Origin of the sequence: Sphingobacterium sp. UBA7855 (genome assembly GCA_002500745.1) — a bacterium.
Classification (GTDB): domain Bacteria; phylum Bacteroidota; class Bacteroidia; order Sphingobacteriales; family Sphingobacteriaceae; genus Sphingobacterium.
This window is the reverse complement of the sequence record DLST01000001.1, coordinates 102862-117971: the sequence shown is the minus strand read 5'-3', so window position 1 is coordinate 117971 and position 15110 is coordinate 102862. Positions and strand designations below refer to the sequence as shown.

The 15110-nt window shown below is 41.9% G+C and carries 14 protein-coding genes and 1 riboswitch; of the genes, 10 read left to right on the top strand and 4 right to left on the bottom strand.

Annotated elements, in window-relative coordinates; translation table 11 throughout:
- The first annotated feature begins 9 nt into the window (after positions 1 to 9).
- On the top strand, positions 10 to 3300 hold the full coding sequence (locus tag B2107_RS00510; RefSeq protein ID WP_293952101.1) for an efflux RND transporter permease subunit: 3291 nt from the start codon (positions 10 to 12) through the stop codon (positions 3298 to 3300).
- A gap of 21 nt (positions 3301 to 3321) precedes the next feature.
- Positions 3322 to 4419: an efflux RND transporter periplasmic adaptor subunit gene (locus B2107_RS00505; protein ID WP_293952099.1), complete on the top strand. Its 1098-nt coding sequence runs from the start codon at positions 3322 to 3324 to the stop codon at positions 4417 to 4419.
- 170 nt (positions 4420 to 4589) lie between these two features.
- Here B2107_RS00505 and B2107_RS00500 read toward each other — a convergent pair whose 3' ends face one another.
- Entirely contained in the window at positions 4590 to 5423 is an 834-nt protein-coding gene (locus B2107_RS00500; protein WP_293952097.1) for a hypothetical protein, read from the bottom strand.
- 451 nt (positions 5424 to 5874) lie between these two features.
- Here B2107_RS00500 and B2107_RS00495 point away from each other — a divergent pair, with 451 nt between their 5' ends.
- Genes B2107_RS00495 through B2107_RS00485 form a run of 3 tightly spaced genes read left to right on the top strand, consistent with a single transcriptional unit; the run spans position 5875 to position 7920 of the window.
- Positions 5875 to 6660 (top strand): class I SAM-dependent methyltransferase, encoded by a 786-nt coding sequence (locus tag B2107_RS00495; RefSeq protein ID WP_293952095.1) that lies wholly within the window; start codon positions 5875 to 5877, stop codon positions 6658 to 6660.
- Positions 6641 to 7462: an alpha/beta fold hydrolase gene (locus B2107_RS00490; RefSeq protein ID WP_293952094.1), complete on the top strand. Its 822-nt coding sequence runs from the start codon at positions 6641 to 6643 to the stop codon at positions 7460 to 7462. The genes B2107_RS00495 and B2107_RS00490 overlap by 20 nt, the downstream gene beginning before the upstream one ends.
- Positions 7435 to 7920, top strand: a complete 486-nt coding sequence (locus tag B2107_RS00485) for a GNAT family protein (protein ID WP_349682258.1) — start codon at positions 7435 to 7437, stop codon at positions 7918 to 7920. The genes B2107_RS00490 and B2107_RS00485 overlap by 28 nt, the downstream gene beginning before the upstream one ends.
- A gap of 16 nt (positions 7921 to 7936) precedes the next feature.
- Here the strand turns inward: B2107_RS00485 and B2107_RS00480 are convergent, their stop codons facing one another.
- Both B2107_RS00480 and B2107_RS00475 read right to left on the bottom strand, forming a co-directional pair.
- Positions 7937 to 8389, bottom strand: a complete 453-nt coding sequence (locus tag B2107_RS00480) for a VOC family protein (protein WP_293952092.1) — start codon at positions 8387 to 8389, stop codon at positions 7937 to 7939.
- A gap of 19 nt (positions 8390 to 8408) precedes the next feature.
- Positions 8409 to 8861: a GNAT family N-acetyltransferase gene (locus tag B2107_RS00475; RefSeq protein WP_293952090.1), complete on the bottom strand. Its 453-nt coding sequence runs from the start codon at positions 8859 to 8861 to the stop codon at positions 8409 to 8411.
- A gap of 217 nt (positions 8862 to 9078) precedes the next feature.
- Between B2107_RS00475 and B2107_RS00470 the strand changes: the two genes are divergently transcribed.
- From B2107_RS00470 to B2107_RS00455, 4 genes are all read left to right on the top strand, one after another.
- On the top strand, positions 9079 to 9579 hold the full coding sequence (locus B2107_RS00470) for a GNAT family N-acetyltransferase (protein ID WP_293952088.1): 501 nt from the start codon (positions 9079 to 9081) through the stop codon (positions 9577 to 9579).
- 40 nt (positions 9580 to 9619) lie between these two features.
- Positions 9620 to 10540 carry a helix-turn-helix domain-containing protein gene (locus B2107_RS00465; protein WP_293952087.1) on the top strand — a complete coding sequence of 307 codons (921 nt, stop codon included), beginning with the start codon at positions 9620 to 9622 and terminating at the stop codon, positions 10538 to 10540.
- Between the two features lie 96 nt (positions 10541 to 10636).
- Positions 10637 to 12577: an oleate hydratase gene (locus tag B2107_RS00460; protein ID WP_293952085.1), complete on the top strand. Its 1941-nt coding sequence runs from the start codon at positions 10637 to 10639 to the stop codon at positions 12575 to 12577.
- A gap of 61 nt (positions 12578 to 12638) precedes the next feature.
- Positions 12639 to 13535: a 3-hydroxyacyl-CoA dehydrogenase gene (locus B2107_RS00455; RefSeq protein WP_293952083.1), complete on the top strand. Its 897-nt coding sequence runs from the start codon at positions 12639 to 12641 to the stop codon at positions 13533 to 13535.
- A 150-nt stretch (positions 13536 to 13685) separates the two neighbouring features.
- Here B2107_RS00455 and B2107_RS00450 read toward each other — a convergent pair whose 3' ends face one another.
- Complete coding sequence (locus B2107_RS00450) at positions 13686 to 14456, bottom strand: DUF3050 domain-containing protein (RefSeq protein ID WP_293952081.1); 771 nt, start codon at positions 14454 to 14456, stop codon at positions 13686 to 13688.
- Positions 14457 to 14665: 209 nt separating this feature from the next.
- Positions 14666 to 14759: riboswitch (SAM-I-IV-variant riboswitch) on the top strand.
- A gap of 66 nt (positions 14760 to 14825) precedes the next feature.
- On the opposite strand from B2107_RS00450, the gene B2107_RS00445 reads away from it, so the two are divergent.
- A complete protein-coding gene (locus tag B2107_RS00445; RefSeq protein ID WP_121125014.1) occupies positions 14826 to 15089 on the top strand; it encodes a 5-oxoprolinase in 264 nt (87 codons plus the stop codon).
- Positions 15090 to 15110 lie beyond the last annotated feature (21 nt).

Sequence of the window (15110 nt, the reverse complement as noted above, 5' to 3'; positions counted from 1 at the left end):
TAAGATTACATGAATTTAATACGTTTTGCCTTACGCAAGCCGATATCTATCCTCGTACTCGTATTGGGACTTATTGTCTTTGGCATAGGTGCCGTTCGATCGATCAAGGTAGATATCCTGCCAAAAATGAACCTTCCGGTTATTTATATTGCCCATCCCTTTGGTGGTTATTCGCCGGATCAAATGGAATCTTACTTTGCCAAAAACTACGTCAATATCCTTCTTTTTGCCAATGGGGTCAAGTCTATTGAGACCAAGAATATTCAAGGGCTGACCTTAATGAAAGTATCGTATTACGAAGACACCAACATGGCACAGGCTGCAGCCGAGCTAAGTGCCCTGGCCAATCGGATCCAGGCCTCCTTTCCTCCAGGCTCACAACCGCCGTTCATCATTCGTTTTGACGCCTCGTCGCTTCCTGTAGGCCAACTGGTATTGAGCAGTAGCAAACGGTCCAATAATGAACTGCAAGATCTAGCCAACGTCTATGTCCGGGCATCGTTTACATCAATCCCCGGTCTATTGTCGCCCCCTCCTTTTGGGGGAAGTCCACGTACCATTGAGGTCAACGTTGATCCCGATTTGATGCGGAGCCACCATATGACACCCGATCAGGTCGTCGAAGCACTAAGACTGAACAATCAAACCGCTCCTGCAGGAAACGTACGTATTCAGGACAAAAACTACATTACACCAACGAACAATACCGTCAAGGATGTCAAAGATTTTGAAAAAATCCCGCTATTTAAAGGTGGAGTACAAAATCTTTACCTTGGCGATATTGCTACCGTAAAAGATGGTGCCGACGTTACCGCAGGCTATGCTTTGGTCAACGGCAAACGTTCCGTATACGTCAGTATTGCCAAAGCCGGCGATGCCTCAACCTGGGAGGTTGTCCAAAACTTAAAAGCAGCCTTACCAAAAATTCAGGAAAATTTACCCGACGACGTCAAGTTATCTTATGAATTTGATCAATCCGTCTATGTGATCAATTCCGTAAAGAGTTTGATTACCGAAGGTGCCATCGGCGCTATCCTAACAGGACTTATGGTGCTCCTATTTTTAGGTGATCGAAGAGCCGCGCTGATCGTTATCCTAACCATACCGATATCCGTGATATCCGGCGTGCTCTTTCTAAAGCTCTTCGGGCAGACCATCAATCTCATGTCTCTCAGTGGACTGGCTTTGGCTATTGGCATCCTGGTCGATGAAAGTACGGTAACGATAGAAAATATACACCAGCATCTGGATATGGGTAAACCCAAAGCCTTGGCAATCTGGGATGCCTGTAAAGAAATCGCCTTACCCAAATTATTGATCCTGCTCTGTATACTAGCCGTATTTGCGCCGGCATTTACCATGACAGGCATCCCGGGTTCGTTATTTCTTCCGTTGGCTTTGTCCATTGGCTTCTCCATGATCATATCCTTTCTCCTTTCGCAGACATTTGTTCCCATCATGGCAAACTGGCTGATGAAAGATCATGCGCATAAAGCGCCACACGCGACCGAACCAGCGGGTTTAAATACCGATGAAGCTCAATTTGCGGCAACTGGACTGACCGCAGCATCCGAGCAGGACACCCTAAATCAGAAGAAACTATTGGTGGAACGGGAAGACTTTAACAACGATGGAAAGCTGAGTATTTTTGAACGTTTCAGAAACAGATTCATGAAAATGATCGATCGCCTATTCAAAAGGAAGAAAACCATTACTGTGGTTTATCTTCTTGGCGCCATTAGTCTCGTTGTCATTTTACTTTCCACAATCGGCCAGGATGTATTTCCGAGGATCAACTCGGGACAGTTCCAAATGCGCCTCCGTGCAGCTGAAGGTACACGTATCGAACGCACCGAAGAAAAAGCAAAATTGGCACTAGCCGAACTCGAAAAGCTCGTTGGGAAAGATCATATCAGTATATCTTCTGTTTATATCGGTCAACACCCCGGGCAGTTTTCCGTTTCGCCGATCTATCTTTTTATGGCGGGTCCTCATGAAGCCGTTTTCCAGATTGCACTGAAAGACTACCATCACGATATGGACAGTTTCCGTGATGAGTACCGCAAGCGGCTTAAAGCTGCATTGCCAGATGTGCAAGTATCTTTTGAACCGATCGAACTTACCGATAAAGTATTAAGCCAGGGATCGCCCACACCAATTGAAGTTCGGATTGCAGGAAAAAACAAAAAGAACAACGAGAAGTACGCCGGTAAATTGATTGAGGAACTAAAAGCCATCCCTTATTTTAGAGATGTACAATTAGCACAATCCATTAAATACCCTTCTTACGATATTAAGATAGATCGCATCCGGGCTGCACAACTGGGTATCGATCTCAGCGAAGTAACACGATCGCTGATCGCTTCCACTTCTTCCTCGCGTTATACCGAAAAAAACACCTGGATCGATGAAAAAGCTGGACTTTCATACAACGTCCAAGTTCAGGTTCCCATCGATAAAATGAAAGACGAGAAAGAAATCGGTGAAATCCCTTTATTGAAAAATTCAGCACGTCCTATTCTGAGTGACGTTGCAACAATCACACCGTCCTTCACCTATGGCGAAAACGACAATCTAGGGGCAATGCCCTATGTATCAGTTACAGCAAATATTGATCATGCCGATTTAAAAACAGCTTCTAAGGATGTACAGCGCAGTATTAAAGCCCTTGGTGAACTTCCTCGTGGTCTAACCATGGAGCAAATAGGACTTGGAAAAGTATTGTTAGAGACCATGAGCAGCCTTGAATCTGGTCTGGCCGTAGCCATTATCGTTATATTCCTGATGCTATCGGCTAACTTTCAATCGTTCAAAGTTTCTATGGTTGTGCTCACCACAGTGCCTGCGGTTGTGCTGGGCTCATTGCTGCTGCTGTTGTTAACCGGATCTACCCTCAACTTACAATCCTACATGGGGATTATCATGTCGGTGGGTGTATCCATTGCGAATGCTGTTTTGCTGATCACCAATGCCGAACATATCCGCCGGCATCATGGCGATGCCCTGGCTGCAGCCCGTGAAGCGGCATCCTTACGGCTTCGACCCATTATCATGACCAGTTTGGCCATGATTGTGGGTATGCTACCTATGGCCATTGGCCACGGTGAAGGTGGCGAACAAGTTTCACCACTCGGTAGGGCCGTCATTGGCGGATTACTATTTTCGACTTTTGCCGTACTCGTCATCTTACCGCTCATATTTGCCTGGGCGCAAGAAAAAAGCAATACACAATCGATCTCATTAGATCCTGAAGACAAAGACAGCAAGCACTATATTGCCGCATTAAAACCTTTATCGTAAAAGCAGTATCATCTATAAAATATGAAAAATAATTTGTTCAAAATAGTAGCTATCGCCGGTCTGATCGCATCCTTTGCCGGATGCCATTCGGCTGCTGAGGAAAATGCAAAAAAAGAAAGTCCCGAAGCTGCAGCTCCGGCAATGGAGACCTTTGTACCCACCAAACAGAAATTAACAAATAAAATGCAGATCCCTGGGGAAATCACGGGATTCCAGCAGGTCGAGATATACGCCAAGGTAAGCAGTTATGTCAAGAGCCTCAATGTGGACATCGGAAGTCAAGTGCATGCCGGTCAGCTATTAGCTGTATTGGAGGCTCCCGAATTAAGTTCACAACTATCAGCCGCAAAATCACGTTTCAAATCCCAGGAGGCCATCTATATGGCGACCAAAAGCACTTACGACAGACTCGTCGAAACCAGCAAGGTGGAAGGAACGGTGGCTAGACTCGATCTTGAGGTTGCTGAGTCAAAAAAGAATGCTGATTTTGCACAATATCAAGCCGCTAAATCCGCCTACGCCGAAGTTCAAAATCTATTGAATTATTTAGAAATCAGAGCGCCCTTCGACGGTGTCATCGCAACAAGAAATGTCAATCAGGGCGCCTATGTTGGTCCAGCTGGCCGTGGTTCGGAAATGCCGATCATGACCATTCAACAACAACGTAAACTCCGGTTAGCCGTTGCTGTTCCAGAACAATATTCGGGTTTTTTAGCGGAAAACCAGCCCTTACAATTTACGGTCAAGTCATTGCCTGGACAAACATTCTCCGGTAAGATCGCACGTAAATCGGGGGCATTGGACAGCCGGTTAAGAGCTGAACGGGTAGAAATTGATATTATCAATACAGACAACAAGCTATTGCCCGGTATGGTCGCCGAGGTCGAATTGCCTTTGACTTCCCAAGACAGCACTTTCGTTTTGCCGAAATCAGCGGTATTTACATCCGGTGAAGGGAGTTTTGTAATTGCTGTCGTTGCTGGCAAAACACAACGTCTCCAGGTTCAGAAAGGGCGCAGCATAAATGGTCAGACCGAAATTTTTGGTGACTTAAAGGGGGGCGTTACGCTGGTCAGCAAAGCAGATGAAGAGATTATAGATGGTACGTCGGTCAACTAAGACGCTCATGAATTTGAAGTTCTCATAACTAACAAAAACCGAACCCGATTGAGACGGGTTCGGTTCTTAAAATTTCCTAAATTTCCATACATTGAAATGGCTATACGAATTCAACAAATCGGAGTGCCTTTATTATTGGTCAATCTAGCTTTCATGGTTAAGTCTGGATGCTATTGCCCTTCTTTCGGGTCAATTGTGGCAGCCACTGCAGTGAGCGCCAAGGCTCCCCCAACAATCATCGCTCCTTGTCCTTTTTTCTCTTTAACAGCCACCACATCCCCACGCCTATTATATAATTCAATTATATTGTTAAGCGCTACAGCACCCGTCTGCCAAAGCTGGGCAGCATAAAATCTTTGCTCCGTAGTTTTAGCAACTGCTTTACCATCTTCCAAAATAGAATAACTTAGATAGCTCCTTAAACTGTATGGTGATTCAGCACCTTCAAATCGAGCAAGTTTTACCGCAAAACTCTCCCCATTCATATCATACATATACACTTTCTCTTTTCGAGATGATCGTACAATGGCTTTAACATCATTTTTAAAATCAAAATAATGCCCATCCACATAGGCATGTGGTGGGATAAGTACCACATCTTTAGGCAAACTTACCGATCCCGTAATATAACCATTAACCCATGCGTCGTTGAATAACGTTGTATTTCGAGTATCTATATTGGAAACAGAGGCGTTCACCTTTCCGTTAAAATCGGCTTTTTCGGCTGAATAGCCTATCGCTTTACCGTTAATAACCAAGGCCGAACTTTTAAGATCCCATAAGATCGGCTTATCAATTTTGTTTTCTATCCGCAGATAAATTCGACCATCTCGGTCGGCAAAGGAATAATCGATTTGTAGCGTATCATTATCAAAAGAAAATGTTCCTTTGTCTTCATCTTTCTTTACATTCTCGCCGTTGAATGTCATGAGGTAGTTAGAAGAACAGGCTGAAAGAAAAACAGCACAATAAATTGGCATGAGCATTTTAAATACTTTTCGCATAACATCAGGATATTTTAGTGCAACTATAACGGTTATAGAATCGTTGTCCAACAATATAAAAATTATTCTAAAGAATACAGTGAAATAATATAAAAAAATCTGATTATTTCTCTCTTAAAAGGACATTTTTCTGTATTAATAGGGATGCTATTGTGTTGTGCACCAATTGATACTAAAACAATACCAACTGGCAAACTAACCAGGTATTTATAGGGGGTTAACAGGGGGATAGCAGGGGGTTAACAGGGGTATATCCCTGTTAACCCCCTGCTATCCCCGCGTAGTCTTCGTGTTATATCACGGTTAATGTAGGTATTGGTATAGCTTTGGTATCAAGTAAATAATAGGGTGCTTTTACTATTGCTTAGAAATCATGGAATTTTAGTGATGCATAGCGACTTTTTTAAAACGAATGCAAAAGCTATATTTACAAAAACCTAAACCAAGATTAATGAAAGAAAAATTTATCGACAGAAAAGATCAACAGGCCAATAAGATATTTGAAAGAAGAACATTATCATCCGATTATAGAACGATTATGCCCTTACTTTCTCCTGGCATGGAAATCTTGGACGTGGGCTGTGGTACCGGAACGCTTACGAATGAGGTAGCAAGCTATATCGGCGACGGAACCATAATTGGACTTGATAATACACAGTCTTTTATAGATAGTGGCAATGAACTATACCGCAATACCAAAAATCTGAACCTGGTCTGCAGCAATATTTTTGATTATCAGCCTCCACATCCGTTCGACCTGATTATAACGGCGCGCACCATGCAATGGTTAAGTGATATTCCCAGAGCATTGGGCTTATTTAAATCCTGGTTAAAACCTGGCGGACAAATCTCTATTTTAGACTACAATCACACCGCTATTGAATGGAACCCCGCCCCTCCAGAAAGCATGCTCACATTTTACCATACTTTTCTGCAATGGAGAGCAGATGCAGGGCTGAACAATCGTGTTACTGATGAGGTCGCTGCACTGCTCCAGGAAGCAGGTTTCCATTCGGTTCAGGTTATCCATGCCGATCAGACCTACAAAAAAGGAGAAGCTAACTTTGATACCAATCTGGCCATCTGGAACAAAGTCGCCCAGTCGCGACAAATGGTGACGGAAGGGTATATCTCCGACCAACTTCGCTTGCAGGCTATTGAGGAATATACAAGATGGATCGAAACAGAAGCGACAAGCATGACACTTAAAATGAACGATGTACGGGCTAAAATATAATCTCCTTTTATCCGTTTTCCTCCTACTAACACTCTCCGGGTTGGCCGTAAAAGCACAGCTAAGGGATACCATGATCAATGTAGGCAACCATAGTCTTCATTTTGCTTTAATGGAGGGAAAGGGTATCCCCATTGTCTTCGAATCTGGCGGTGGAAATGATGGTTCCGTTTGGAGAAAGCTATTGGAACCCCTGTCCAGGAAATTGGGCGCACCGTTAATTACTTATGACCGGGCTGGCTTTGGAAAAAGTGAAATAGACACCGTTAACGTTAGCTTGCCAAATGAAGTAAAGGACCTTAAAACTGCCTTGCAGCAATTGGGCTATCGTGATCGGTACTTTTTTGTTGCACACTCCTTCGGTGGTAACTATACGATGAAATTTATAACGACCAATCCCGGTCAGGTTGTTGGCACAGTAATGATCGATATTGTCTCCCCTTATTTCATGACTATGGAGCGATCCAAATCTTTGAAGAGAGAATATGCTGGTGAGCTTGATAACATCAAAAAAGAAAGCTTAGGATTCTATCATCTCGTTTTAAACTACGAAGCGTCAACGGCTGTTTTACATGAGGTTGCAGGAAAAATCAATGTCCCTATGACTGTGATTGGCTCAGGAAAATCACCTTTTGAAGAACCCGACCGGAGTTTATTTGTAGCTGCCCTTAAAAAATTTGCCGATCAAAAAAATAATAGACGTTATCTTTTGGCTCAACATGCGGAGCATCATGTTTTTTATGACGAAGCGGATCTGGTCATTGAAGAAATCGTCAAATTATATCAGCAGACCGCAGTCAGCTAACAGAAACCATTAAATACCAGGGCTGGATTCCAGAATCCTTGGTAGAAGTCGATGCATTTATTGCAAAAAATCCGGGTACATTCAATCTTCCAGAGTCGTGGTTTCAGCTTGTTATGACCGACAAAAGTGCAAATACTGTAATCGGTTATATTGCTGTACATTTCTTCGGTGCTGAACATCTACAGGTGGAATTGGGCTGTACCATAAAAAAAGAATTCCAGCAACAGGGGTATGCCAAAGAAGGACTGAAAACAGTTATGGAGGCCCTGTTCCGTCAGTATCATAAACATCGGATCACGGCCTCGGTAGCCCAAGAAAATAAGGCATCCATGCAGCTTTTAACAAGCTTGGGATTCCGAAAGGAAGCTCATTTTGTAAAAAGCTATTTCCATAACGGTCAATGGGAAGATGATGTGGTCTTTGCTATCCTTGCCCAAGAATGGGATTCAACACAATAAGTCGCGAAAAAGCGACTTATTGTGTTGTACGATCGATCCAATCCGCGTAAGACAGCACGCCTAGTTCGGGCCTACCTTCCCCTTCCAAAACTGCGATAAACTCCAATTGGTTGCCATCCGGATCATTAAAGTAAATGGCCAATGCCGGCATCCATGCAAAGACCATCGGTGCTTCGATCCCATCTTTTAAAAAATTATAGGGTGTCAGGTCACGAGTTTTCAGATAGTCCACGGCATAGTTTAAGATATCTTCTTTATCCGCTCTAAAAGCAAAATGTCTCGGTTGAAAGTTTGTTTCTTCCTGCCACAACCCCAACATATATTCTTTCCCGGATCCAATCCATAAAAAAACAATGGGACGTGTCGGATCGCGATGTGCCACACGTAATCCCAATACCTCTGTATAAAATGCGACAGATTTAGCTAAATCACGCACCTGAATATGCGTTTCGTATAAACCTTGTATCATAAGTTATTTCATTTTAAAATTATTTCGATCCATTGATAGTGCTCTCGTGATGTAAATGCAAGATCGGGTAGGGTTTGCCCATACCATCTACAGCTGAGCGCCCCATAAGCTGATATCCTTTTTTCAGATAAAAATTAACAGCCTGCTGATTTTGCTCATTGACATCAACTTTATACACCTCCAGCTTATCGAGTACATGCTGCAGTGCCACAGTCCCAAAACCTTTCCCCCTGTAGGCTGAATCCACAAATAACATTTCCAGATTATCATCAGAGACAGCGAAAAAAGCGGCAGGCTGTCCATCGTCATCGATGACATATACTTTTAACTGTGGTAAATATTCGGTTGGGATCAATCTCTTGTATAACTGAAGATCCTCCTCCTTCAAAAAATCATGTGTTGCCCGAACCGAATTTTCCCAAATGTGCAGGATTGCCACATAGTCGGCTTCACTTGCCGCTCTTATTTCCATACCTATTATCTCCCTCTAAAAATTCTTATTTACACCATATCGCTACGGGATAGCATTCTTATAAAAGCTTCCCTTCCGCTTTACAGAAAGGCAATTTAACTCAATTGCAGAACTGAATCCATAAAAAAAGCTTAATAAGACAGAAAGATGATGATTTAGGTTCCGATAATTTGATTTCAGAGAAAACAACCTTATCTTGTAAGTAAACGCATTGGCCATGTATAATACAATTCTATTCAAAAAATATCTCCCGGAAGATTTTGACGCTTTCCACGACTTGGTTAAATCGGATGATGTCATGAAATACATTACCGGTAAAGGATTGCCCAAAGAACAGGCCCGGAAAAAATTCGATTCGATTCTAGAAATCAACCAGGATCCTGATTTAGGTTATTTTAAAGTAATCGAAGCGGATACGCTAAAGCTTTTGGGCGACTGTAAGCTTGTTAATTACAAAAAAGATCCAAGTGTATTCGAAATTGGTTATTTGCTCCGCAAAGAACATTGGGGGAAGGGGCTGGGAACACAGATTTGCGAGTCGATGCTTGCCCTTGCCACAACATTAAATCCAGATAAAGATGTGATCGGTATTATTGATCCCGATAACACCGCATCGAAACGACTACTGAACAAGTTCGGATTCAAAAGTTTCTTCGTTGGGTTAGAGGATGCTTTAGCGACCGAGAAGCTTATCCTTAAACGAACAGTATCCGAATAAGCAAAGCCCATTTGTTTATTAGAAATAATCTTCTCAGCCCATGTCCGAGTCAAACAAAAAATCCATGAAGCTTAAGGTGAAGAAAAACTGTTACACACACGAAAGTCTTCAAGATACCTTATCATTCTTTGGCGTAAATTGCCACCGCCCCTATTACATTTCTTCCGGTAATCCCATTTTTGAATACCCAAGCAATGCTTTTCGTATCGACTTCTATGCGATCTGTATCTGTACCGCAGGAGATATCACGATTGAAATCGATAATCAGGAATACCATTTTTCAAAAAATAGGATTCTCGTATCGGCACCGACAACAATTATCAAATTCTCACAAGTCAGTGCCAACTTTAGAATGAAGCTGATCTTCTTTGACAAAGCATTTCTTCTCAAACATATTGTCAATCCATTTTTTATTGAGCAACTGGGATTTTTTAAGAACTCGACTTTTACCATAGTCAGTGCTAAAGATAATCTCATTGACAAATTAATCAACTTAATAGACTACCTCAAAGAAGTTTCTTTAAGAACAACGCATTTTACAGCAGATATCATCCGCACGGTTATTTTCAATCTCCTGTTAGAAATTGCCGACGAACTGGCATCTAAAGACCAAGATCCAATGGAGAGTGTACAGGAGACCAACAACTTGTTCTATAAGTTTACAGATCTGGTACAACGACATAGCAACCAATACAAAGACGTACAATATTACGCCGACCAGTTATTTATTTCAAACAAATACCTCATTCAGGTTGTTAAAAGAGCATCAGGTAAAACACCACATGAAATTATTGATGAGCATGTACTTAAAGAAGCCTATGTGCTGCTCGGAAATCCCGAAAAGACTATCTCAGAAATTTCTTATGAAATCGGATTTAATTCTATCTCAGCATTTGGTCGTTTTTTCAAAAAATACGCCACTTTATCGCCATCAGAGTACAGAAAGCGACAAAATATGTAGATAGCGGAAATTCGGTAGAACAATAGCGAATTTGAGGGCACAAATGATTAAGGTTGTCTTAGTAACTTTAGTCAAGGATTAAAAAACATAAGAATCATGAAAGAAATCACCTCAAAATTCGACAAAGTATTAAATGCATCTGCTGAATATGGAAATGTAAATCATGAACCTGATTCAAGCAAAGAACAACAACGTAATACACCAAAGAAATCGATGCCTTTTTCTGATCAGATCGGTAATTATCAGCGCAATAAAGGCATTCCTCCAAAATCATATAAAGACAGTAAAATCTACATCGTCGGAAGTGGTATAGCAGGGATGTCTGCTGCTTATTATTTTATCCGCGATGGACATGTTCCTGCGGAGAACATCACATTTCTCGAACAGCTCCATGTGGAAGGTGGCTCGTTAGATGGGGCGGGTAATGCTACCGATGGTTATATCATCCGCGGTGGCAGGGAAATGGATATGACCTACGAAAATCTTTGGGATATGTTTCAGGATATCCCTGCATTGGAGATGCCTGCCCCTTACAGTGTGTTGGACGAGTACCGTTTGATCAATGATAATGATTCCAATTACTCGAAAGCCCGTCTCATTCATAAACTGGGCGAAATAAAAGACTTCAGCAAGTTTGGACTGGGCAAAATGGATCAGCTGGCCATCATTCGATTGCTCCTTAAAAATAAAGAAGATCTAGATGACTTAACCATCGAAGACTACTTCAGCGAATCATTTTTATCCAGCAATTTCTGGACCTTCTGGCGTACCATGTTCGCTTTCGAAAACTGGCATAGTTTACTTGAGCTGAAATTGTACATGCACCGCTTTTTGCATGCAATAGATGGATTGAACGACCTTTCGTCGCTTGTATTCCCAAAATACAACCAATACGACACTTTTGTGACCCCTTTGCGTAAAGTACTCCAAAGCAAAGGCGTAAACATTCAGTTCAATGTATTGGTCAAAGATCTGGACATCCAAAGCAATACTGATGGAAAAGTTGTGGAGGCCCTAATTACAGAACAAGATGGCAAAGAAGTAAAAATTCCAATCGGGAAAGACGATTTCGTCATTGTGACAACTGGATCAATGACAGAAGATACCTTCTACGGGGACAATAAAAACGCGCCGATTATCGGTATCGACAACAGCAGCAGCGGTCAAAGCGCGGGCTGGAAGCTCTGGAAAAACCTCGCCGCCAAGTCAGCCATATTTGGTAAACCCGAAAAGTTCTGCAGTAACATCGAAAAATCAGCATGGGAGTCTGCAACACTGACTTGTAAGCCTTCGGCTTTGGTTGAAAAACTCAAAGCATATGCGGTCAATGACCCCTATTCGGGTAAAACAGTTACTGGCGGTATCATCACCATTACCGATTCCGATTGGTTGATGAGTTTCACCTGTAATAGACAGCCACATTTCCCTGGACAACCGGATGATGTTCTTGTCTTATGGGTATATGCCTTATTTATGGATAAAGAAGGAAATTACATCAAAAAGCCCATGCCCGAATGTACCGGAGATGAAATTCTAGCCGAGTTATGCCACCATCTAGGCATCATTGATCAACTGGAGAATGTTATCACAAATACCATTGTACGTACGGCGTTTATGCCTTACATTACGTCTATGTTTATGCCTAGAGCAAAGGGTGACCGTCCAAGAGTTGTCCCTGAGGGCTGCAAAAATCTTGGCTTGGTCGGTCAGTTTGTCGAAACTAATAACGATGTGGTTTTTACCATGGAAAGCTCAGTACGCACAGCTCGGATTGCCGTATATGAACTTTTAAACTTAAATAAACAGGTTCCAGATATCAATCCCCTTCAATACGACATCCGTCATCTCTTAAAAGCGGCCAAAACGTTAAATGACGACAAACCGTTTATAGGAGAAGGTTTACTGCGTAAACTATTGAAAGGAACTTACTTTGAACATATCCTGCCACTTGGTTCCGCGGACGAGGAAGAGCATGAATCCTTTCTCACAGAGCAGATCAGCAAATTCAAAGATTGGTTAAAGGGAATCAAAGGATAAGGATAAAAATCAGAAAAGAACAGCAATGATTTTAAATAATAATAATAATAATAATAATAAGATGGACTTTAAAAATATAACAATTGCAGGAAGCGGTGTTTTAGGTTATCAGATCGCTTTCCAAACTGCTTTTCATGGCTATGATGTTACCGTATATGACATCAACGATGAGGTACTTGAAAAAGCAAAAGCTAAATTTGATCTTATGGCGCAGGCATTTGAGAAAGATCTTCATGCCAGTCAGGAACAACTGGCTTCAACCTTCGACAGACTCAGTTATGATTCAAACCTAGCTTCGGCAGTAGCAAACGCAGATTTTCTGATCGAAGCTGTTCCCGAAAACCCTGCCATTAAAATTGGTTTCTATCAGGAGTTAGCGAAAGTCGCTCCAGAGAAAACCATTTTTGCGACAAACTCCTCCACCCTACTACCAAGTCAGTTTGCCCAAGAAACTGGCCGTCCAGAGAAGTTCCTGGCGCTACATTTTGCCAATGAAATCTGGAAGCACAATACAGCAGAAATTATGGGCCATCCGGGTACAGACAAAACGGTATTTGAGCAGGTTGTAAACTTTGCAAAATCCATTGGCATGGTTGCCCTACCGCTGCATAAGGAGCAGCCTGGCTATATTGTAAACTCCTTACTTGTCCCATTACTTTCGGCAGCAACGGATCTTTTGGTCAACGAAGTAGCCGATGCCCAAACGATCGACAAGACTTGGATGGTTGCCACGGGAGCGCCAACAGGCCCCTTTGGCATACTCGATATCGTTGGCATCACAACAGCCTATAATATTAACAAAATGAGTGCCGAGGCAACCAATGATCCCATAAAGATAAAAACTGTAGCCTATCTCAAAGAACATTTTATAGACAAGAACAAATTAGGCGTCGCTACCGGGGAAGGGTTTTATACCTATCCCAATCCAGCCTATCAATCGCCAGACTTTTTGAAGTGATCGACTGGCTTTCGAAAGAATGCGATTTCAATAAACAGTTCGTGCGCGATCTTACAAGATAACGGATAAATAAAGACTTGTTATAATCTACATAGAACGGCCTTTCAGATCATGATCTGAAAGGCCATTCTCAAAGATCTGCTTAACGTATTATCCGTATAAGGAATCTTCTATAGCATTCCACAGTTGAATTCTTTTTTGCAGCGCAACTTTACTAATCTCCTTCATTTCCGTCCATTTAACCTCATCGTCCTTCGCAAGATCTGTTATCATCTGCATCGCCAATGGTCCGTGTTCGTCGCCATCTAGATCAATATGCCGTTGAAAATAATAAATAAAACTGTCTAAATTGGCTGTAGGGAAATTTGCTTTAATCTCTTCTAAAATAGAGGTGAACATTCCGGGGATGAGGTCTTCACGTCCAAAGGTAAACGCCGCCGCAATTTTATGCACCTGGCCCTCGGCAATCACTTCAAATGTAAAATTCAGAAAATCTTTGATTCGCTTATCCAATGTTGTCATTGCTATAGCATCGAATATATTATCCGATTTTTTGGCGTTGGCAATAAACTTATTGATCAAATGGAGGTCGGCTCCCATAGCGGACATGGCGTCGAGATACATCTCAAAATGGCTTAATCGGCGTCCATCGATATATTCATCCGACTCCTCTGCCAATACAATTTCATTAATCAAATAGCGCGTTGAAGGATGTTCACTGGCGAACCATGGAAGTGTGGTACAGGTTAATTTGATCTGTAAAGCTTTTAATAAAGACATAAAATCCCATACAGCATACACATGCCCTTCGGTAAAAGAACGTAAATTTTTGATCGTTTTGACTTTACGGTATAAAGGGTGTTGCAATAATACTTCGCGTTCAGCAGCAATGTATTCGTTAATTTCCGCAATTCTATTCATGGCGCAAAAGTATTGTGTTATCTCTGCTTTTTAAAGTATTTTCGATGAGATTACAGTAACATGATAAATTTCCCATCCAGCTAACCGCTTTATAACCAAATCACAGCCAACACCCCGCCTCGCTTTGACCTCCCTATTTCTGTAGCTAACGCCCATTTAACCTTAAAAACAAAAAAAATTTTCATTATAAAAAATAATCTACTATATTTGTAGAGTATTCAGAATTGCATGATGCAATACCAACCGAGTGGAGGCACCGCGGTGGTAAATTAATACGGGTTTCGACCAAAATAAACGTCGCAGAACGATTATTTTCCCAACAAGATCTGGATACAGTTTATGGTTTAATCCTTTAAATTTTTAAATTGTATGGCTACTACAACAAATCTTTACCAACACTTACTGGAAAAATTCAGTTATTACTCAACAGATGAACTGATTCAGCTCAACAACGACACCATTTTAGGACAAGGCTGGGGATCATCGAAAGCTACCTTCAGGACAGCTTTGATCAGTACGTTCTCGAAAAGGGGGCTTGATCTTTCCAACATCATTTCCAAGGAAGACGGTTTTACCTCGGTGAAGCAGGTACCTGTACGCTTGGAACAGAATGTCCTGATTCCTTTACAGTAAAGCCCTATAAACAAAAAAAGA